The sequence below is a fragment of the Halorarum sp. SLYT50 genome (assembly GCF_059821265.1).
This window is the reverse complement of record NZ_CM187555.1, coordinates 471482-489506: the sequence shown is the minus strand read 5'-3', so window position 1 is coordinate 489506 and position 18025 is coordinate 471482. Positions and strand designations below refer to the sequence as shown.

17 protein-coding genes and 1 other RNA gene are annotated in these 18025 nt (G+C 71.2%); 13 read left to right on the top strand and 5 right to left on the bottom strand.

Annotated elements, in window-relative coordinates; all coding sequences use genetic code 11:
- The first annotated feature begins 99 nt into the window (after positions 1–99).
- Positions 100–2886: an ATP-dependent helicase gene (locus tag AC6RUA_RS02480; protein WP_499814372.1), complete on the top strand. Its 2787-nt coding sequence runs from the start codon at positions 100–102 to the stop codon at positions 2884–2886.
- Between the two features lie 41 nt (positions 2887–2927).
- On the opposite strand, the gene AC6RUA_RS02475 is transcribed toward AC6RUA_RS02480, so the two are convergent.
- Entirely contained in the window at positions 2928–4178 is a 1251-nt protein-coding gene (locus AC6RUA_RS02475) for a HEAT repeat domain-containing protein (RefSeq protein WP_499815381.1), read from the bottom strand.
- 692 nt (positions 4179–4870) lie between these two features.
- On the opposite strand from AC6RUA_RS02475, the gene dpsA reads away from it, so the two are divergent.
- Complete coding sequence (dpsA, locus tag AC6RUA_RS02470; RefSeq protein ID WP_499814371.1) at positions 4871–5422, top strand: DNA starvation/stationary phase protection protein DpsA; 552 nt, start codon at positions 4871–4873, stop codon at positions 5420–5422.
- Positions 5423–5624: 202 nt separating this feature from the next.
- Here the strand turns inward: dpsA and AC6RUA_RS02465 are convergent, their stop codons facing one another.
- A complete protein-coding gene (locus AC6RUA_RS02465; protein WP_499814370.1) occupies positions 5625–5765 on the bottom strand; it encodes a hypothetical protein in 141 nt (46 codons plus the stop codon).
- Positions 5766–5932: 167 nt separating this feature from the next.
- Between AC6RUA_RS02465 and AC6RUA_RS02460 the strand changes: the two genes are divergently transcribed.
- The 3 genes from AC6RUA_RS02460 to AC6RUA_RS02450 all read left to right on the top strand — a co-directional run bounded on the left by AC6RUA_RS02460 (position 5933) and on the right by AC6RUA_RS02450 (position 8677).
- Positions 5933–7033 carry an NADH:flavin oxidoreductase/NADH oxidase gene (locus tag AC6RUA_RS02460; RefSeq protein ID WP_499814369.1) on the top strand — a complete coding sequence of 367 codons (1101 nt, stop codon included), beginning with the start codon at positions 5933–5935 and terminating at the stop codon, positions 7031–7033.
- Positions 7034–7294: 261 nt separating this feature from the next.
- Positions 7295–8002: a DUF7547 family protein gene (locus AC6RUA_RS02455; RefSeq protein ID WP_499815380.1), complete on the top strand. Its 708-nt coding sequence runs from the start codon at positions 7295–7297 to the stop codon at positions 8000–8002.
- Between the two features lie 270 nt (positions 8003–8272).
- A complete protein-coding gene (locus AC6RUA_RS02450; RefSeq protein ID WP_499814368.1) occupies positions 8273–8677 on the top strand; it encodes a winged helix-turn-helix transcriptional regulator in 405 nt (134 codons plus the stop codon).
- Positions 8678–8684: 7 nt separating this feature from the next.
- On the opposite strand, the gene AC6RUA_RS02445 is transcribed toward AC6RUA_RS02450, so the two are convergent.
- A complete protein-coding gene (locus tag AC6RUA_RS02445) occupies positions 8685–9011 on the bottom strand; it encodes a nucleic acid-binding protein (RefSeq protein ID WP_499815379.1) in 327 nt (108 codons plus the stop codon).
- A 95-nt stretch (positions 9012–9106) separates the two neighbouring features.
- Entirely contained in the window at positions 9107–10261 is a 1155-nt protein-coding gene (locus AC6RUA_RS02440; protein ID WP_499814367.1) for a thiolase family protein, read from the bottom strand.
- 110 nt (positions 10262–10371) lie between these two features.
- On the opposite strand from AC6RUA_RS02440, the gene AC6RUA_RS02435 reads away from it, so the two are divergent.
- The 6 genes from AC6RUA_RS02435 (at position 10372) to AC6RUA_RS02410 (ending at position 15218) form a co-directional block, all read left to right on the top strand.
- A complete protein-coding gene (locus AC6RUA_RS02435) occupies positions 10372–10785 on the top strand; it encodes a DUF7548 family protein (RefSeq protein ID WP_499814366.1) in 414 nt (137 codons plus the stop codon).
- 336 nt (positions 10786–11121) lie between these two features.
- Positions 11122–11562 (top strand): HalOD1 output domain-containing protein, encoded by a 441-nt coding sequence (locus tag AC6RUA_RS02430; protein WP_499814365.1) that lies wholly within the window; start codon positions 11122–11124, stop codon positions 11560–11562.
- 246 nt (positions 11563–11808) lie between these two features.
- An RNA gene (gene ffs, locus AC6RUA_RS02425) (signal recognition particle sRNA) lies at positions 11809–12122 on the top strand.
- 96 nt (positions 12123–12218) lie between these two features.
- Positions 12219–12506 carry a DUF7111 family protein gene (locus tag AC6RUA_RS02420; protein ID WP_499814364.1) on the top strand — a complete coding sequence of 96 codons (288 nt, stop codon included), beginning with the start codon at positions 12219–12221 and terminating at the stop codon, positions 12504–12506.
- Positions 12507–12724: 218 nt separating this feature from the next.
- Complete coding sequence (locus AC6RUA_RS02415; RefSeq protein WP_499814363.1) at positions 12725–13702, top strand: winged helix-turn-helix domain-containing protein; 978 nt, start codon at positions 12725–12727, stop codon at positions 13700–13702.
- 259 nt (positions 13703–13961) lie between these two features.
- A complete protein-coding gene (locus AC6RUA_RS02410; protein WP_499814362.1) occupies positions 13962–15218 on the top strand; it encodes a right-handed parallel beta-helix repeat-containing protein in 1257 nt (418 codons plus the stop codon).
- A gap of 63 nt (positions 15219–15281) precedes the next feature.
- Here the strand turns inward: AC6RUA_RS02410 and AC6RUA_RS02405 are convergent, their stop codons facing one another.
- Positions 15282–16199, bottom strand: coding sequence for an alpha/beta fold hydrolase (locus AC6RUA_RS02405; protein WP_499814361.1), 918 nt, complete (start codon positions 16197–16199; stop codon positions 15282–15284).
- A gap of 85 nt (positions 16200–16284) precedes the next feature.
- On the opposite strand from AC6RUA_RS02405, the gene AC6RUA_RS02400 reads away from it, so the two are divergent.
- On the top strand, positions 16285–16923 hold the full coding sequence (locus tag AC6RUA_RS02400) for a helix-turn-helix domain-containing protein (protein WP_499814360.1): 639 nt from the start codon (positions 16285–16287) through the stop codon (positions 16921–16923).
- A gap of 59 nt (positions 16924–16982) precedes the next feature.
- Complete coding sequence (locus AC6RUA_RS02395) at positions 16983–18017, top strand: M48 family metalloprotease (protein WP_499814359.1); 1035 nt, start codon at positions 16983–16985, stop codon at positions 18015–18017.
- Positions 18018–18025 lie beyond the last annotated feature (8 nt).

The following is an 18025-nucleotide window of genomic DNA, read 5'->3' as shown; positions in this document are numbered from 1 at the left end:
CGAGACGCACACGGCCGGCCGATAGGCGTGGCGGTCGGCCGGATTCACTTTCACCGCGCGGGCGCAATCCACTTACCCGCACGGCCCGTGTCGCGTTCAATGACCGGTCGGGAGTTGCTCGCCGCGCGGGCCGACGAGTACGACTTCGACCCCGCGGCGGTCGACATCGCCGACGCCGACGTGCTCGACCGGCTGGAACCCGCGGTCCGGGAGTGGTGGGTCGACCGCTTCGGCGCGTTCGTCCCGGGAAACGGGGGGTTCTTCACGCCGCCGCAGCGAGAGGCCATCCCGCTCATCGACGAGGGAACGAACAGTCTGGTCTGTAGCCCAACGGGGTCGGGCAAGACGCTCGCCTCGTTCACCGCCATCATCAACGACCTGTTCCGCCGAGAGCGGGAGGCGGGGCTGGACAACGCGGTGTACTGCCTGTACGTCTCGCCGCTGAAGTCGCTCGCGAACGACATCGAGCGGAACCTCGCGGACCCGCTCGCGGGCGTCTCCGAGCGGTTGGCCGAACGAGGCCACGAGACGGAACTCCGGCAGGCCATCCGGCACGGCGACACCGCCGACGCCGACCGCCAGCGGATGCTGGAGACGACGCCCCACATCCTCAACACGACGCCCGAGACGCTCGCCATCCTGCTCAACTCGCCGAAGTTCAAGGAGAAACTCCGGAGCGTCGAGTACGTGGTCGTCGACGAGATTCACAGCCTCGCGAGCAACAAGCGCGGCACCCACCTCGCCGTCTCGCTCGAACGTCTCGAACGCCTCTGTGAGGGGTCGCCGACCCGCATCGGCTGCTCGGCCACCGTGGAGCCGCTGTCGACGATGGCGGAGTTCCTCGTCGGCCGCGAGCGCCGGGAGACGACCGGCGACGATGAAGGGGACGAGGACGAGTACGTCACGCGCGAGTACGAGATCGTCGACACCCGGTTCGTCCGCGAGTTCGACCTGCGGCTGGAGTGCCCGACGGACGACCTCATCGGGACGCCCCGCGAGGCCGTGACCGACCGGTTCTACGACCGCCTCCACGAGTTGGTTCGGAGCCACGAGAACACGCTCGTGTTCACCAACACCCGGTCGGGGGCCGAGCGGGTGCTCGGCACCCTCAGGGAGACGTTCGACGCGTACGACGAGGACAACTCCGGCTGTCACCACGGCTCGATGTCGAAGGAGACGCGCGAGCGGGTCGAGGAGGCGCTGAAGGCGGGCGACGTGGACGTGGTCACCACCTCGACGTCGCTGGAACTCGGCATCGACATGCCGCACATCGACCTGGTGGTGCAGGTGGGGTCGCCCAAGTCGGTCGCCTCGCTGCTCCAGCGGGTGGGCCGGGCGGGCCACCGGTTGGGCGAGACGGTCGAGGGGCGCGTACTCGCGCTCGACCGGGACGAACTCGTCGAGTGCGCGGTGATGCTGCGGAAGGCCGAGGAGGGGTTCGTCGACCGCGTGTTCGTCCCCGAGAACGCGCAGGACGTGGCCGCCCAGCAGGTGTACGGGATGGCCATCAACGGCGTGCGCCGCGAGGCCGACGTGCTCTCGACGCTCCGGTCGGCGTACCCGTACCGGGACTACCCGGACGCCGACTGGGAGTCGCTCATGCGGTACCTCACGGCCGACTACGCGGGGATGGAGGAGAAGAACGTGTACGCGAAGGTGTGGCGCGACACGAACGACCCGCCGGACGGCGAGCACCACTACGAGGAGTTCGACGTCGGCGAACCGCTCGTCGGCAAGCGTGGCCGGCTGGCGCGCGTCATCTACATGCAGAACCTCGGCACCATCCCCGACTCGTTCACCTGCGACGTGTCGGTCCGCGGGAGCGACGAGTGGGTGGGCCAACTCGACGAGTCGTACCTCGACACGCTGGAACCGGGCGACGTGTTCCAGTTGGGCGGCGAGACGTACGAGTTCCGCTACCGCCGCGGGTCGAAGGTGTACGTCGACCGCAGCAGTTCCCGCCCCACGGTGCCGTCGTGGTTCTCCGAGCGCCTCCCGCTGAGCTACGACCTCGGCCGGGAGATGCTCGCGTTTCAGGGCGAACTCGTCGACCGACTCGAACGCGGCGGACAACCGGCGGCGCGCGAGTGGCTCCGGACGTTCCCGCTGGACGAGAACAGCGTCCGCGCCGTCACGCGCATGTTCGACGAACAGCTCAGGTACGCGGGACCCGACTCGGTCGCCACGACCGGGCGCATCGTCGTCGAGGAGGAGCGCGACCGGGGAGCGTACCGCCGGCGCTACTACGTCCACTCGGGGTACGGCCGGCAGTTCAACGACGGCCTGTCGCGGCTCGTCGCCCACCGCTGTTCCGACCGGACGAACGCGAACGTGCAGGTGGCCGTCGCAGACAACGGGTTCACCGTCTCGATGCCGCTGAACCGGAAGGTGGACGTGGCGGGCGTGCTCCGCGACCTCGACCCCGGGACGGTGGGGTCGGACCTGCGCGCGGCGCTCGACGGGACGGACCTCCTGAAGCGCTACTTCCGCATCAACGCGACGCGGGCGCTGATGATACTCAAGCGGTACAAAGGGTACGAGAAGAGCGCGGCCCAACAGCAGGTGTCGAGCGAGATGCTCGTCTCGTTCGCCGAGGAGCGCGACTCGTTCGCCGTGATGGAGGAGACGTACCGCGAGATAGTCGAGGACAAACTCAACCTCGCCGGCGTCCGGGAAGTGCTCGCGGCGGTCCGGTCGGGCCACGTGGACGTGGTCCAGCGGGAAGTCGAGTCGCCCTCCCCGCGGGCGTTCGGGCTGGCGACGCTCGCGGCGAGCGACGTGGTGCTCGCGGACGACGAGTCGGCCGCGCTCCGCGAGTTCCACGAGCGGGTGTTGGACGAGATCGGCGACGACGGCGAGAGCGTGGTGGCGGGCGTCGACGACTGACGACCGCTGCGCTTCGGGACGGAACGGCTACTTCTTCGCCGTCACGCCGTCGCTTCCGGACCGCCGTCCTCGTCCGCCGGGAGCGCCGCGCCCGCCTTCTCGGCTTCCGCCTGGACGATGAACGCGCGGTCGTCGGCGTGGGCGGCGGCGGCTTCGAGCGCCTCCTCGGTGCCGATCTGTCGCAGCGCCCACGCCGCCGCGGCGCGGACGTTGTCGCTCTCGTCGTCCGCGAGTGCGTCCGCGAGCGGGTTCACCGCGCGGGTGTCGCCGATGAGGCCGAGCGCGCGTGCCGCGACGGGGCGGACGTTCTCGTTCTCCATGGCGAGCTTGTTCGCCAGCGGCTGGACCGCGTCGGGGTGGCCGATCTCGCCGAGCGCCTTGAACGTCACCTTCTGGAGCGCCGGGTCCGAGTCGGCGTCGACGTACTCCACGAGCGTCTCGACGGCGTCGGCCGCGGCCATCTTCCCGAGCGCCTCGATGGCTGGTTTGTCGCGCTTCTGTGCCCGCTGGTGCATCGCCTCGAACGCCGCCCGGTCGTTCATCCGCACGAGCGCCTCCATCGCGTGTCGCTCCATGAACTCCGACTGGAGCGAGTCGAGCGCGAGCAGTACCATCTCCACGTTGCCGCGCTTCTCCCACTCCTTCAGCGCGGCCCACTCGGGCGGGAAGTCCTTGTAGTGGCCGAGCACGTCGTAGTACCCCTGCGCCTGGAGTTTCTCGTGCGTCTCCAGGTCGTCCCACTCCTGCGCGTCGTCCAGTCCGGCCCGGAGCGCGTCCGTCGCCTCCAACAGCGCCTCGATGGTGTCGGCGTCCTCGTCGGGGTCGAGGTCCGCGGACTCGACGGCTTCGACCGCGGGGTCGAGGTCGGCCGCCAGCCCCTCGGGGTCCTCGCCGTCGCGAGAGAGGTCGGTCCCGAGCGTCTCGTTCACGTCCTCGAGGAACGACTCGACGGGCGCGGCGAGTTCGGTCAGCCCCTGCTCGGTCCAGCGCGTGTCGCGAAGCGTCGACTGGGCCGCCTCGATGTCGCTCACGACCTCGTCGGCGTACGGGCCACGCTGGTCCTCGACGGCGTCGCGGAGGTCCGAGAGGCGCGCCTCCAGTTCCTCGCGAGGGTCCTCGGCGTCCTCGTCGTCCTCGTCGGGTTCCGGGAGGTCGGCCGCTTCGAGGTCCGACTCGACGTCGTCGAGCGTCGCCTCGGCCGCGTCGAGATCGGACTCCGTCTCCGCGGCCTCCACCTCCGACTCGGCCTCGTCGAGGCGCGCGTCGAGGTCCTCGGCCGACACCGCCGGCACGTCCTCGCCATCTTCGGTCTCGTTGTCCTCGGCCTCCTCACCGTCCTCGGCCTTGGTCCTCGCGTCCGCCGTCTCCCCCTGTGTCCGTCTCGTCTGCGGACTCTGCCTCGTCCCCCTCGTCCTCCCGGTCCGGTTCCTCGGGCGACGACTCCTCCGGTCCCCTTCCTCGTCCGCCGGTGACTCTTCGTCCCCTTCGGCCTCCGCCTCCCGGTCCGCCGCGGCTCGCCTCCTCGTCGGCGGGTTCTCCTCGCCACTCTCACCCTCGTCCGCCTGCTCCGTCTCGCCCCCGTCCGGTCTCTCCTCCGTCGACGCCTCGTCGCTCTCGGCGGAGTCGGCGGCGTCGGCGGACTCCTCGACCTCCTCGTCGTCGGCCTGCTGCTGTGGTCCTCGACCTCCTCGTCGTCGGCCCCGTCGGCTCCCGCCTCCTCGGGGGCGTCCTCGGCGGAGTCGTCCTCGCTCATACCCGTGAGTCGGCGTGTCGCCTCCAAGAGCGTTTCCATCTCTCGCAGTTCGACCCGGGTCGACCGGCGGCCGGTACTGCCTTGCAGGTGCAACTCGTACCCGGAGGCGAGCGGGTTCGACGCCCGTCGCGAGCGATAGGTGCGCAAGTAGCCAACGACAGTTGGCGTATAGCAAAAGATTTTTGCTCAGTATCTAGGTTTAAGGCGGTTGGCGGCCAACTACGAGTCACGATGAGCACCCAGAAAGAAGTACGCAAGCACGCCGGTGAGGTCGAGGGCAGTCAGGCGCTCCGGATGGAGGCCGACCGGGCCGAGCAGGTCGTCGACGCGCTCAACACCGACCTCGCGGCGTCGTACGTCCTCTACCACCAGTTGAAGAAACACCACTGGAACGTGGAGGGTGCGGAGTTCCGCGACATCCACCTGTTCCTCGACGAGGCGGCGGAACACGCCGAGACGTTCGCGGACATCCTCGCCGAACGTGTGCAGGCGCTCGGGGGCGTCCCGCACGCCAGCCCCGTCGCCCTGCAGGAGGCGTCGCCGGTCGAACCCGAGGACGAGGACGTGTACGACATCCGCACCTCGTTCCGGCACGACATGGAGATGTACGGCGACATCATCGAGACGCTGCGCGAGCACGTCGAACTCTGTAACGGTCTCGGCGACCCGGCCTCGGAGGAGATACTCCGCGAGAACCTCGTGCTCGTCGAGGAGGACGCCCACCACATCGAACACTACCTCGAGGACGACACCCTCGTCTTCGAGGGCGCGATGGAGCGGTAGGCGTCCCGCCCGCTCCGGCGTCCGAGTCCCCCGTTCTCCGTCGTCAGGTCCCGTAGCCAAGCCTCACCGTCGTCCGTTCTGTGCCGCGAGCGCGTCGCTCGGACGAGCGAACGTCCGTCGGCGCCGGTCGACCGTGGTCCCGACCCAGAGTCGGTCGACCACCGATCCGGCGAGGCGGAGAGAACGAGCGTCGGTCCCGACCCTATCTGACGAGCGAGACGGTGTGGTCGGTCGATATCCAGCCGTCCGCGTTGCCGTCTTCGGTGAACACCGTCCGCTCCGGGGAGGTACAGAGCGCGGACACGAGCGGCGTCTCCTCCCCGGCGGCGTGCGTGTCTGCCATCGACTGGATTAGGTCGACCTAATCGTTTATACCTTTTGGTCCGCCTAAATGAGGCCTCCTCGACGCGTCGTCGGCGCACTCGGACGGTGTCCTCCCGACTCGGCCGCGAACCAGGCAAGCGCGTCGCCCGACAACGGTCATTTACTCGGGGGTGCCGTACCGCGCCCATGGTCGAAACGTTGTTCTCGCCGCTGAGGCTCCGCGGGACGGAGCTACCGAACCGCGTGATGGTCTCGCCGATGTGTCAGTACTCCGCGCCCGAGGGCACGGCGACCGACTGGCACCTGGTCCACCTCGGGTCGCGCGCGGTCGGGGGTGCCGGTCTCGTGATGGCCGAGGCGACGGCGGTCAGCCCGGAGGGTCGCATCACGCCCCACGACCTCGGCATCTGGACGGACGAGCAGGGGGACGCGCTCGCGCCGGTCGCCGACTTCGTCCGCTCGCAGGGGTCCGTCCCGGCGATTCAACTCGCGCACGCCGGCCGGAAGGCGTCGACCACCCGGCCGTGGGAGGGGAGCGAGCCCATCCCGCCGAGCGAGGGTGGCTGGGAGGTGGTCGCGCCGAGCGAGCGACCGTACCCGCGCGACGGGGACGAACAGCCCACCCGCGCGCTCTCGCTCGGCGGCGTCAAGGACGTCGTCGCCGACTTCGCCGACGCCGCGGAACGCGCGCTCGCGGCCGGGTTCGAGGTGGCGGAGGTCCACGCCGCCCACGGCTACCTGCTCCACGAGTTCCTCTCGCCGGTCGCGAACGACCGCGAGGACGAGTACGGCGGGAGCTTCGAGAACCGGACGCGCCTGCTCCGCGAGGTGACGAGCACCGTGCGCTCCGTCTGGCCCGACGACAGGCCGGTGTTCGTCCGGGTCTCCGCGACCGACTGGCTCGACGACCGCGCGTCGTGGGACGTCGACCAGTCCGCGCGGCTCGCCCCCCTGCTCGCGGAGGCGGGGGCGGACCTCGTCGACGTGAGTTCCGGCGGCATCTCGCCCGACCAGCGGCTCCCGTACGGCGGGCCGAACTACCAGCTTCCCTACGCGGAAGCCATCAAGGGACACGTCGAGGAGGTGGGGGCCGACATCGCAGTCGGCGCCGTCGGCGGAATCACGGAACCGCAGCAGGCGCAGGCCATCGTCGCGAACGGCCGCGCCGACGCGGTGCTGATGGCGCGGGAGTTCCTCCGCTCGCCGTACTGGCCGCTCCACGCCGCCGCGGACCTGGGGGAGGACGTCGAGTGGCCGGTGCAGTACCGGCGCGCCGTCGGGAACTGAGGTGACGGACGACTCCCGCGGGTAGGTTTTTCGCGCGTCGCTCCCAACGTCCGGGCATGAGCCGCCGACGCGACACCGACGACGAGGAACTGGAGGCGCTCCTCTCGGACCTCCAGTCGACGCTCGAGGAACTCCGCGGCGAACTGCGCCGCGACCCGCGCGACGGTCGCGACCGCCGCGACGGAGCGAGCGGGGGAGCGGGACGAGCGACGGCGCCGGCCCGGTCCGCGGCGGCGCGCCCCCCGCCGTGGACCGGGTACCCTGTCTCGCCCACCGCGTCCGCCGCGCCCGCCGAGCCCCGGCGAACTGCTTCGGTTCACGAACGACTACACCATCCCGACGGTCATCGCCACGCTGGAGGCGACTATCGAGGCGCTCGAACTGTTCCGACGGTTCCTCCAACTCGCCGGCGGGAGCGCCCCCGACGGTCGCGTGAGTTCGCGCCGGTCGAACCGGGCGGGCGGGTCGCGACTGGCGGACGAACTCGCCGGCGGCCTCTCGGACGCCGGGTCGCGCGCGGCGACGGACCTGACGGACGTGCTCGCCGACCTCCGGACCGAGCTCTCGGAGTCCGACCTCCCCGCGGACGAGGAGTCGCGCGACCTGCTCACCGAGGCGCGCGAGTTGAGCGCCGAACTCGAACGCCGCGTCGCCGAGTCGCGCGACTCCGTCGCCCGCGAGCGCGACCGGGAGCGCCGAACCGACCGCTCGGACGACGACGCCGTCGTCATCGACGTGACCGCCGCGGACGACGGGAGAGCGACGCGGACGAGGAAGCCGACGACGCGCCCGAGGTGGACGTGGACGCGGAACTCCGCTCCATCAGGCACGAACTCGGCAAGGACGAACGAGAGGAGTCGGAAGACGACGCGGACGACGCGAACGGCGGTTCCGTGGGCGACGCTCGAGACGGGACGGACGACGGGTCGCGCGACGACGCTCGCGGTGAGTGACGGGCGTCGGGCCTAACAGCACGCGGAGCGCTCGTACCCGCAGTCACACCGACGAGTCGCACATCCACAGTCACGGCCGCACGCGAGTGCCGCGAGCACGTACGCGGGGAGTTCGACGGTATCCGTCGGGTCGATGCCACAGGAGCAGGTCTGGTCGTCGGACATGCACTCGGGTCGAGGGGGTGGGTCGCCTTCGAGTCGGCGGACGACTGTCGGGTTCGACGGCCGCTGTCGCGGCCGACAGTCGGCGGGGCGTTTATTCCCGCGGCGGTGTTCCGGGTCGGGTATGACGACCGAGGCGTCCGAGGACGACTGGCGTGTCCGGCTCGCCGACCTCCACGACGTGCTGTCCGGGAAGTGGGCGTTCCACGTCCTCCGCGCGCTCGCCGACGGACCGGCGGGGTTCGGCGCCATCCGCGAGGCGGTCGGCGGCGCGCCCGAGAAGAGCCTCGCGCGCAGGCTCCAGGACCTCCGCTGTCGCGGGTTGGTCGTCGCCGAGTGCGCTCCCACCTCCCCGCCGCGCCGGCGCTACCGGCTGACCGAGGAGGGGGAACTGCTCGTCTCGCTGCTGCGGGGCGTCGAACGGGAGGTGGAGTACGTCGACTGCCCGACATGCGAGCGCAGAGACGACTGTCGCGTGGCGACGCTGAACCCGGCGGCGACGCGGCGGGCGATGGCGGAGGGATGCTGACCGACCGTCACTCGACCGGCCGGAACCGGAACCCGTCCCACGCCTGACTCTCCGGCTCGCGGATGCCGGCGTCGGGGTCGCGCAGTTCCTCACAGTACACCGGCTTGACTTCGTCACCGATGGCGACGTCGTCGGTCGTGAGTTGACCGAGCGCGCGCACCGGTTCGCCGTCCACGTCGAACGCGACGATGGCGAGCGAGTTCGGCTCTCGCACGCCCGGCGGCGTCGCCGTCGACGTGGTCCACGTGACGACCTCGGCGGCGTACTCGCTCAGGTCGACCGTCCCGACGGGTTCCTCGCCGCCCGGCCCGACGGGGTGGGGCGGGTAGGTGATGGAGCCGTCGGGGTACCGGGCCGCCTCGAAGGCGTGCCCTCCGTCCGCGGCGCGGTCCGCGCCGTCCCCGTCCGCCGCGTCGGCGTCCGAGTCGCTCACGCGCCCGCCTCCAGGATGGTCGTGGTGACGCAGTTGCCGAACCCGCCCACGTTGCACGCGAGGCCGACGTCGGCCTCGACCTGCCGTTTCCCGGCGTCGCCGAGCACCTGCTCGTACACCTCGTACGCCTGCGCGACGCCGCTCGCGCCGAGCGGGTGGCCCTTCGACTTGAGACCGCCGGAGGTGTTGATGGGGAGGTCGCCGTCGCGGTCGGTCCGGCCCTCTTCGACGGCCTTCCACCCCTCGCCCTTCTCGGCGAACCCGAGGTCCTCGAACTGGAGGAACTCCAGGATGGTGAACATGTCGTGGAGTTCCGCCACGTCCACCTCCTCGGGCGTGCGGTCCGCCATCTCGTACGCCTGCTCGCTCGACTCCGCGACGCCGCGCATCGTCGTCGGGTCCGCGCGCTCGTGGACGACGTGGGTGTCCGTCGCGCCGCCGATGCCGGTGACGAGCGCGTACTCGTCCGTGTACTCGCGCGCGACCGACTCGGGACAGAACAGGAGCGCCGCCGAGCCGTCGGTGATGGGACAGAAGTCGTACAGGCGGAGCGGGTCCGCGACGACGGGCGAGTCGAGTACCTCCTCCAGCGTGACCTCCTTGCGGAACTGGGCGTGGGGGTTGTCGACGCCGTTGCGGTGGTTCTTGACCGCGACCTTCCCGAGACTCTCGCGCGGGGCGTCGTACGTGTCGAGGTAGAGGCGCGCGGTGAGACCCGCGAACGAGGGGAGCGTGACGCCGTGTTTGTACTCGCAGGGGTGCGTGAGCGAGGCGATGACGTCCGTCGCCTCGGCGGTGCTCCGGTGGGTCATCTTCTCCCCGCCCACGAGCAGCGTCGTCTCCGACGCTCCGGAGGCGACCGACTGCCACGCGGCGTAGATGCCCGCGCCGCCGGACGAGGACGTCTGGTCGATGCGCGCGGTGTACGCCGGCACCGCCGAGAGGTCGTGTGCCAGCGCGTTCGGGACGCCCGTCTGGCCCTCGAACTCGCCGCTGGCCATGTTCGACACGTAGAGGTGGTCGACGGCGTCCGGCGGGACGCCGGCGTCGTCGAGGCAGGCCTCGCCCGCCTCCGCGAGCAGTTCGCGTATCCACGCGTCGCGCCGCCCGAACTGGGTCATCGACGCGCCGACGACTGCGACTCGGTCCATACGGGTCGAACCGGCCGCGACCACTTCGCCGTTTCCCCTCGGTCCCCCTCGCTCTCCTCGCGCCGGGGGAACGAGAACCGATTAAGTGGCCGCCGGCCCGACGACCGGCCATGGACACCGCCGACGCCGCGCCGACCGCCGGCATCCTCGCCTGCCTCGTCGTCCTCCTCGTGTTGGCCGCGCCGTACCTCCTCCTCTCGGGAACCGAGAGCCCCCTCGGCGTCTACTACGCCAGCGGTCCGGTCGGCGCGGCCGGCGTCGCCTTCCTCGCGGCACTGCTCGTCGTCGTCTTCCTGTCGGGCAAGCAGGGACGCTCGCCGCCCGACACGCTCGCTGGCGTCGCCGTCGTCGCCGGTCTCGCCCTGTTCGCCATCGCGCTCTCGTGGGCGGTGGCCGTCGAGCGAGACGTGCTGTTCTCGTTCCCCGCGGGCGCGGAGTGGATACTCTATCACCGCTGGGCCGTCCTCGCGCTCGCGGCACTCGTCCCGGCGAGCGCCGGCGCGTACGCGCGCGCCGTCCTCTGAAACGGGGGAGGGGGCTGGGCGCGACGCCGAAATTCGGCCCGTTCGGTCCGAACGAAACGGTCGGGAACGATGAAACAGTGTGACACGTTCACGCTGGCCACCCGCGTATCCCGCTATCGATGATATCGCCGCCGAACACGAACCGGAGGTCAGGTGAGTCCCCGCAGTGGCGGGAGCGACAGTCGAGACGACGCCGCTCTCGTCGACGGGGGTCCGAGTGCCCGTGCGAACGGTCCGTCGGACGGTCGAAGGCTCGGCCACCGTCGGGCGGACGGTGGTATACCCGCCCCACTATCGAAGGGGTGGGACTATCGGTCTCCGGGCACCTGATGGAGTATGAGCGACCGCGGTGAGCGAGGGGACGAGGGGAACGGGCTCTCCCCCGCCATCACGACCGAGGCAGAGTTTCAGGAGGCGCTCCGCGCCGTCGTGACGGCGGCCGAGTCGAACGGCGTCGACGTCGACGGGCGGTGGCCGGTGCCCGAGCGGAACGGCGGGGGCGAGGGGTGGACCGTCGAGTTCACCGAACTGTCGCAGCGGTCGACCGCGCACTCCTCCGGGAGCCGGATTACCGTTCCGGCCATCACGGAGGCGGTGATGGCCCGCGAGGGCGCCGAGCCGACCGACCTTCCGCCGCTTCACGACGTCATCGACCCGGAACTCCTCGAACTGTTCGGCGACTCCGACGACGAGCGAAAGCGGTACCTGACGTTCCGGTACTACGGCTACCGCATCACCGCCTGTTCGGACGGGTCCATCGTCCTCGACGGGGACTGACCGCGGCCTCGGAGCGTCGCGTCTCGCTCCGCCGACCGTCGGTCGAGCCGGCCTCTCCGGACCCGTCGGACGCCGCTTCGACGTGCTCGCGAACGGGCGTCGCCCGCCCGCCTCGCCGCGTCGGTTCGGCGTCCCAGACGGCGCGCACGGCAGCGTTCCTCCGATTCGCGCGGTGAGAACGCACGACACGAACCCGACGAGCCGCGGCGCGACCGCAAGGCCCTTAAGTCGGTCCGGCCTACGTCGTGGTGGACTAGGTCGGGCAGTTAGGCCCTGCTCGTCACCCGCCATAGAGTCTTCAGCGGGGACCGAACGCCGGCGGCGTCCGGGGCGCCCGTCGCGGGCCCCGGAAGCCGACGTCGAAGCCTCGTCCGACGGGGACAGCGGTCCGCCGGGACGCACCCGCAGGGGTGCGCTCCCGCGGTTCACCGGCGGCAGCGGGTCAGGCGCGGAAGCGAGCAGCCCACCATCGGACGCCGGTCGCTCGTCGGGTCGCGGGGCGGAGGAGGCACCCGGGATTCCCCACGGCGGAACCCCCGGGCAATGCCGGCCGTCCGCCACTCATACCGATTCTACTCCGAGTAGCCGCGGGCCCGTCGAACCGGACGACCCCGGCGACCGGAACGGTCGAATACCGGGCGACCCAAGCCGGCGACATGAGCGACGCCGAGGGCGACGAGGTGGTCGAGTCGGACGGCATCACCGCGCGCTACTACACGACGGAGGCCGAGCGCGTGGTGACGTTCGAACGCGACGGTCGGACGGCCGCCGTCGCGCAGAACGTCGAGGGGTACGCCATGCTGAAGGTGCGACCGACCGCCGACGGCGACGAACTCGAGCGCTACTACGGGTTCGACATGGCGCTCGACCACGCGGCGGAACTGCTCGGCGTCCCCCCGAGCGACCTCCCGGTCCCCGAGGCGGCGGCGGACATGGGGATGTGAGTCCCGTCGGGGAACGCCGCTCCTCGCTCCGCCTCGTCCTCGCTCGCCGGCGACGGCGGCGCTCGCCCGCCCCGGTCGCTCGTGCGCCCGCCGCATAGTGACCTCACGTGGGGTCCCCGGAGCGCGTTCGCGGGGACCGGTGGCGGGACGGACGGCTGACAGCAACACAGCAACACGTGGTCCGTATCGCTTTCCCCTCGTCGGTCGTAGGTGTCGGCATGAGAGAGGGAGACACCGAAAACACCGACCCCCGACCGGCGTCTCTCTCGGACTCCGCCGCGGAGGCGTTCGCCAGCATCGCCAACGAGACGCGACTGCGAACGCTGCTCGTGCTCTGGGAGGCCGGCGACTGGCCGGTCCGGTTCACCGACCTCAGGGCGCGTGTCGGCGTCGCCGACCCCGGCCAGTTCAGGTACCACCTGCGCAAACTCGAGGACCGGTACGTCCGCAGGACGCCCGAGGGGTACGACATCACGATGGCGGGCGTGAACGTGGTCTGGGCCGTGCTCTCCGGGGACGTGACCGGGAACCCGGACGTCGGCCCGTTCCCGGTCGACGGGACGTGTGACGCCTGCGGGTCGGGGCTGTACTGCGCGTACGAGGACGACATGCTGTTCGTCCGGTGTTCGTCCTGCGAGCACAACCACGTGATGACGCCGTTCCACGCCAGCGGTCTCGTGGGACGGACCGACGAGGAGGTGGTCGCGACGCTCGAACAGGTACTGCACGCGCAGCTCCGACTACTGGCGCACGACGCCTGTCCGCGGTGCTTCGGGTCGGGGTCGCTGGCACTCCCCACCGACCGCGAAGCGGTCCCGATGGGACTCCGCGAGCAGATTTCGGACGAACGGCTGTTCGAGTTACTGGACGCCGACCCCGAAACGGGGGACACCGAGGTGGTCTGGACGTGCTCTCAGTGCGGACTCTGGGCGGTTCACCACCTCACTCTCGTCGTGTGTTACCGGCCGGCGGTCGCCCGATTCTACCGCGACCACGGCGTCGACGTCGGTTCGATTCCGACGTGGGAACTCACACGGCACCTGGGCGAGTGTCACGTCACCGTGACCGAGGCGGACCCGCTCTCGCTGGGCGTGACCGTGACCCTCGACGACGAGACGCTGTCGGTGACCGTCGCGGACGACTTCGCGACGGTCACGTGCGAGCGAGCGCCGGCGTCGCTCGACTCGACGCCGTGATGGTTGCGCGGAGAGCCGGATAGTGTCGGCACTCGTATAGAACCGAACTTCTCATCACTGCCCGATAGAAATATCGTTCGAACAACACGTATCGTTCGAGACGGCGTTCGATCATCCGAGGCGAACGGACCGGTTCCCTCGGTCCAGACCCGCCGATACGGCCACTCGCGCAGGTTGGGAGGGCGAACACGCACAGTCAGTGGACACGCCGGGTCGCCCACGGGACGCGCCGGACCGCTCTCTTCCGCTGAGCACACTCATGTCACCCACTGTCGTCCGGATACTCGCCGCCGTCGTGGCTGTCGTCGTCGTCACGGCGTCGTTCTCCTCGCCGGTTCGCGCCGGCCCGGAGGCCGTCGAACTGCCCGCGTCCGTCACCGACCCACTCGAAAGCGCGTCGTCTGCCACCCCCGTCGACTCGTGTCGCGCAATCGAGACGCCGGGCCTGTACCGACTCGTCGCCGACGTCGAGAGCCAGTCGTACACCTGCTTCACGATTACCGCCGGCGACGTCGTCATCGACGGCGGCGGCCACGCCCTGACCGTCGCCGAGCGCGCCCGCGCGTACGGCGAGTCGCTCTACATGCCGATATCCCTCCCGTCGGGCGGGGTCACAGCGCCGACGCCGGGGCAGTTCGGCGAGGCGGTGGTGGTCGCGGGCGACCGGTCGAACGTCACTGTGACGAACCTCTCGCTCGACGGGTTCGACGTCGGACTCCGCTCCGAGGGCGGTTCCGACCTCCTCGTCAGCGACGTCGCGGCGTCGAACGTCGGGACCGGCGTCGTCGTCGACGGGACCGCCGGCGTCCGCATCGACTCGCTCACCGTCGCCGGGAGCGTCAGGGACGGCGTCGTCGTCCGGGACGCGACCGACGTGGAGTTGGCGAACGTCGTCGCCGGACCCGGCCTGTTCGCGGGAATCGCCGTCGTCGGGTCCGACCGGGTCGCCGTCGTCGACTCGACCGTCGGACGGAACCACGGGGACGGCCTGTTCGTCCACGAGAGCACGAACGTCGTCGTCGACCGGTTGGCCGCGGTCGAGAACGGCGTCGGCGTCCTCGTGGTCGCCGCCGACGGGACGACGGTCACGGCGAGCACCGTCGACCGGAGCGGCGTCGCCGGCGTCGCCGTCGTCGACTCGGACGGCGTGACCGTCGCCGACGGCGCCGTCTCGCGGACCGTCGGCGAATCCGGCGTCGTGACCCACCCCGCCGGCCTCCTCGTCGTCGACGCCGTCGTGACGCTGCGAGACGTCCGCGTCTCGGAGAACCGCGACTGGACGGTCGCGGCGACCGAGGGGTCCGTCGTCTCCGTCGACCGACTCGCGGTCGGGTCGACGGCCGTCTCGTTCGTCGCCACCGGCGCGGCGGTCGACCTGAACTGGCTCGCGGAGACGCCGTGCGACGACGCGACCGCGAGTGGGAGTTCGACCGAAATCTCTGACGCGGACCACGGCGCAGTGTCGGCGGCGTCGGGCGCCGTCACGAACGTCACCGTCGCGTGCACCGCTGACTGACGCGGAACGCCCCCGACTCGCCCGAGTAGCGGCGCGACTCGTCGACCCGGCCGAACGGTCGGACTACCCGTCCGCGGGCGCGTGGGCGTCGACGACCCGCGGCACGCTCCGGAGGAGAGTGTGGAGGTGGTCGGCCCCGTCGAACACCGTCGCGCGTCCGTCCGGCAGTCGGTCGGCGACGCGCCGCGCGCCGTCTACCGCGACGTTCGCGTCCGCGTCGCCGTGCCAGACGCGCACCCGAGCGTCGACCCGGTCCAGGGGGAAATCCCAGTCGCGAGCCAGTAGTCGCGTCTCGGTCACGAACCCGCTGCGGTGCGTCGAGAGCGCCTCCGCGAAGTCGTCCCCGACGAGTTCGGCTACCTCGTCCGACAGGGCCGCCCGTCCGTCCGGCGTGGTGTACTGCGAGACGACGAGCGAGAGCGGGGCGTACCGAGCGACCCACGCTTGCACCCGCACCAGTCCCGACAGGAGAGGGGGCGTCGCGCCTGCGAGCGTCTCGAGAAGGCGCAGCGCCGGCGGCGAGGGTGACCCGAGCGCCGGCGGCGGCGCTCCGGCGACGACGTCGACGCTCTCGACGAGGTCCGGTCGGGTCGCCGCGAGCGAGAGCGCGTGCGGGCCGCCGCCGGAGAACCCGACGACGCCGGGGCGACACGCGCCGGCGTCGTCGAGGACGGGAGCGACGAACCGTCCGGTGTCCGCGAGCGTCCGCTCCGGCCACGGCGTCGAGCGTCCGTACCCCGGCCGGTCGGGCGCGAGCACGCGGACCCCCCGGCGTCGGGCGGGTCGGTCGAACAGCGCGCCGAGCAGGCGCGACCCGGGCGTCCCGTGGAGGAACACCAGCGGTACGCCCTCGGGCGCGCCGTACTCCGCGTACGAGACGCGCCGACCGTCGGACGCCTCGGCGACTCGTGACCGCTCGCGTCCCGACCGCCCGTCTCGAATCGACTCCGCGCCGGCGCTCGCTCGGTGCTCGTCGTTCATCGGTTCCGAGTTCGGGCCGGGGACGCTAACGACTGCTACCGGATGGGTGCGGTGTTTTATACCGACGGCCGGAGTCGTCGCCGGCGTGAAGCGAGTCGAGTTCCGGGTCACGTACCCCGAGGCGGTCGCGCATCCGCTCCACCGCCGGCTCATGGGGGCGGAGTCGGCCTCGCGCATGGAGTTGCTGACGTGGGGACCGACCGCCGACGTGACGACGCTCTCGTGGTACGACGCGGACCGGGGGACGGTCCGGGACCTGCTGACCGCGCTCGATACCCTCGTCGAGGCGCACCTCGTCGCGGGGGACGGCGGGACGTACGCCTTCCTCGACCAGACCGGGTTCGAGTTCGACGAACGGGTGCTCGGCCTCGTCGCGGCCGCGGAGGTGGTGTTCCTCCCGCCGGTGACGTTCACCGCCGACGGCGACGCGACCGTCGAGGCGGTGGGTGACCGGTCGGGGCTGAGCGCGTTCCACGAGCGCCTGCGCGAACTGCTGCCCGTCCGCATCGAACGCGTCGCCGAGTTCCGGCGGGGCGGGTCGCCGGCGACCCTCACAGAGCGGCAGCGGGACGCGCTCTCGGCGGCGGTGTCGGTCGGCTACTACGACGTCCCCCGCACGGGGTCGGTCGCGGACGTCGCGGCCGAACTCGACTGCGCCCCGAGCACCGCCGGCGAACTCGTGCGGAAGGCGGAGGCCGCCGTCGTGACCGAGTGGGTCGAGTGAGTACGGGCCGAGGCGACGACCTGCAACACTCAAGGGGCGACGGTCGATACCGGTCGCCGATGCAGTGGTCCCCCGACCGCGGGCTGCAGGCGCGGATGGCGCTCGCCGTCGTCCTGCTCGCCGTGCTGCCGTTCGCGTTCGTGTCCACCCTGAACTGGGCGTTCGCGACCGTCGTCGTCCCCCTCGCGGAGGTGCTGCTCGAGACGCGCATCGACTGGCGGCTCTCGGTGAGCCTCCCGGTGATTCTCGCCGCGACGCTCGTCGGTCTGACCGTCCAGTTCCTGTTCGGCGACCGGTTCGCCCTCCGGTCGGTCGGCGCGAGGCGGTTCGACCATTCGGCGTACCCCGACGTCGCCGCCCGACTCGACCGACTCTCCCGGCAGGTCGACCTGCCGACGCCCCGACTCGCGGTGTCGCCGTCGGCGGTGCCGAACGCGTTCGCGACGGGCCGCTCGCCGGCGGCCGCGACGGTGGTCGTCACCGAGGGGTTGCTCGACTCGCTCGACGGGGACGAACTCGACGCGGTGCTGGCGCACGAACTCGCGCACGTGAAGAACCGCGACGTCGCCGTGATGTCGGTGGCGTACCTGCTCCCGTCGTTCACGTACGTCGTCGCGGTGACCGCCTACACGCTGCTGGGCGGACTCTGGAGCGTCATCGGCCACTTCCACCACGGCGACAGCGACGACGCCCGGCCGCTGCTCGCGCTCGTCGTCCTGTTCGTCGTCTCCGCGCTGCTCACCGTCCTCGTCTCGGCCGTCTTCTGGGTCGGGAGCTTCCTCCTGTTCCGCCTGCTCTCGCGCTACCGCGAGCGCGCCGCCGACCGCGGGGCCGCCCGAATCACGGGGGACCCGCTCGCGCTCGCGAGCGCGCTCGGGACCATCGAGACGGGGATGGAGCGCCTGCCCGACCGCGACCTGCGCGACCTGGACGGCGGCGTCGAGGCGCTGTACGTCTCGCCGCTCGACCTCCCCGCGTTCACCGACGACGACGACGCGCTCGTCAGCCGCGACCTCTTTCCCGAGAGCCACCCGCCGACGGCCGACCGCGTCGAGTACCTGCGAGGGCTCGCGGCCGAGCAGGAGCGCGTCTGACGCCGCGA

Coding starts and splice junctions, on each gene's coding strand:
- AC6RUA_RS02480 (WP_499814372.1), top strand. CDS start 100: ATGACCGGTCGGGAGTTGCTCGCCGCGCGGGCCGACGAGTACGACTTC.
- dpsA (WP_499814371.1), top strand. CDS start 4,871: ATGAGCACCCAGAAAGAAGTACGCAAGCACGCCGGTGAGGTCGAGGGC.
- AC6RUA_RS02465 (WP_499814370.1), bottom strand. CDS start 5,765: ATGGCAGACACGCACGCCGCCGGGGAGGAGACGCCGCTCGTGTCCGCG.
- AC6RUA_RS02460 (WP_499814369.1), top strand. CDS start 5,933: ATGGTCGAAACGTTGTTCTCGCCGCTGAGGCTCCGCGGGACGGAGCTA.
- AC6RUA_RS02450 (WP_499814368.1), top strand. CDS start 8,273: ATGACGACCGAGGCGTCCGAGGACGACTGGCGTGTCCGGCTCGCCGAC.
- AC6RUA_RS02440 (WP_499814367.1), bottom strand. CDS start 10,261: ATGGACCGAGTCGCAGTCGTCGGCGCGTCGATGACCCAGTTCGGGCGG.
- AC6RUA_RS02435 (WP_499814366.1), top strand. CDS start 10,372: ATGGACACCGCCGACGCCGCGCCGACCGCCGGCATCCTCGCCTGCCTC.
- AC6RUA_RS02430 (WP_499814365.1), top strand. CDS start 11,122: ATGAGCGACCGCGGTGAGCGAGGGGACGAGGGGAACGGGCTCTCCCCC.
- AC6RUA_RS02420 (WP_499814364.1), top strand. CDS start 12,219: ATGAGCGACGCCGAGGGCGACGAGGTGGTCGAGTCGGACGGCATCACC.
- AC6RUA_RS02415 (WP_499814363.1), top strand. CDS start 12,725: ATGAGAGAGGGAGACACCGAAAACACCGACCCCCGACCGGCGTCTCTC.
- AC6RUA_RS02410 (WP_499814362.1), top strand. CDS start 13,962: ATGTCACCCACTGTCGTCCGGATACTCGCCGCCGTCGTGGCTGTCGTC.
- AC6RUA_RS02405 (WP_499814361.1), bottom strand. CDS start 16,199: ATGAACGACGAGCACCGAGCGAGCGCCGGCGCGGAGTCGATTCGAGAC.
- AC6RUA_RS02395 (WP_499814359.1), top strand. CDS start 16,983: ATGCAGTGGTCCCCCGACCGCGGGCTGCAGGCGCGGATGGCGCTCGCC.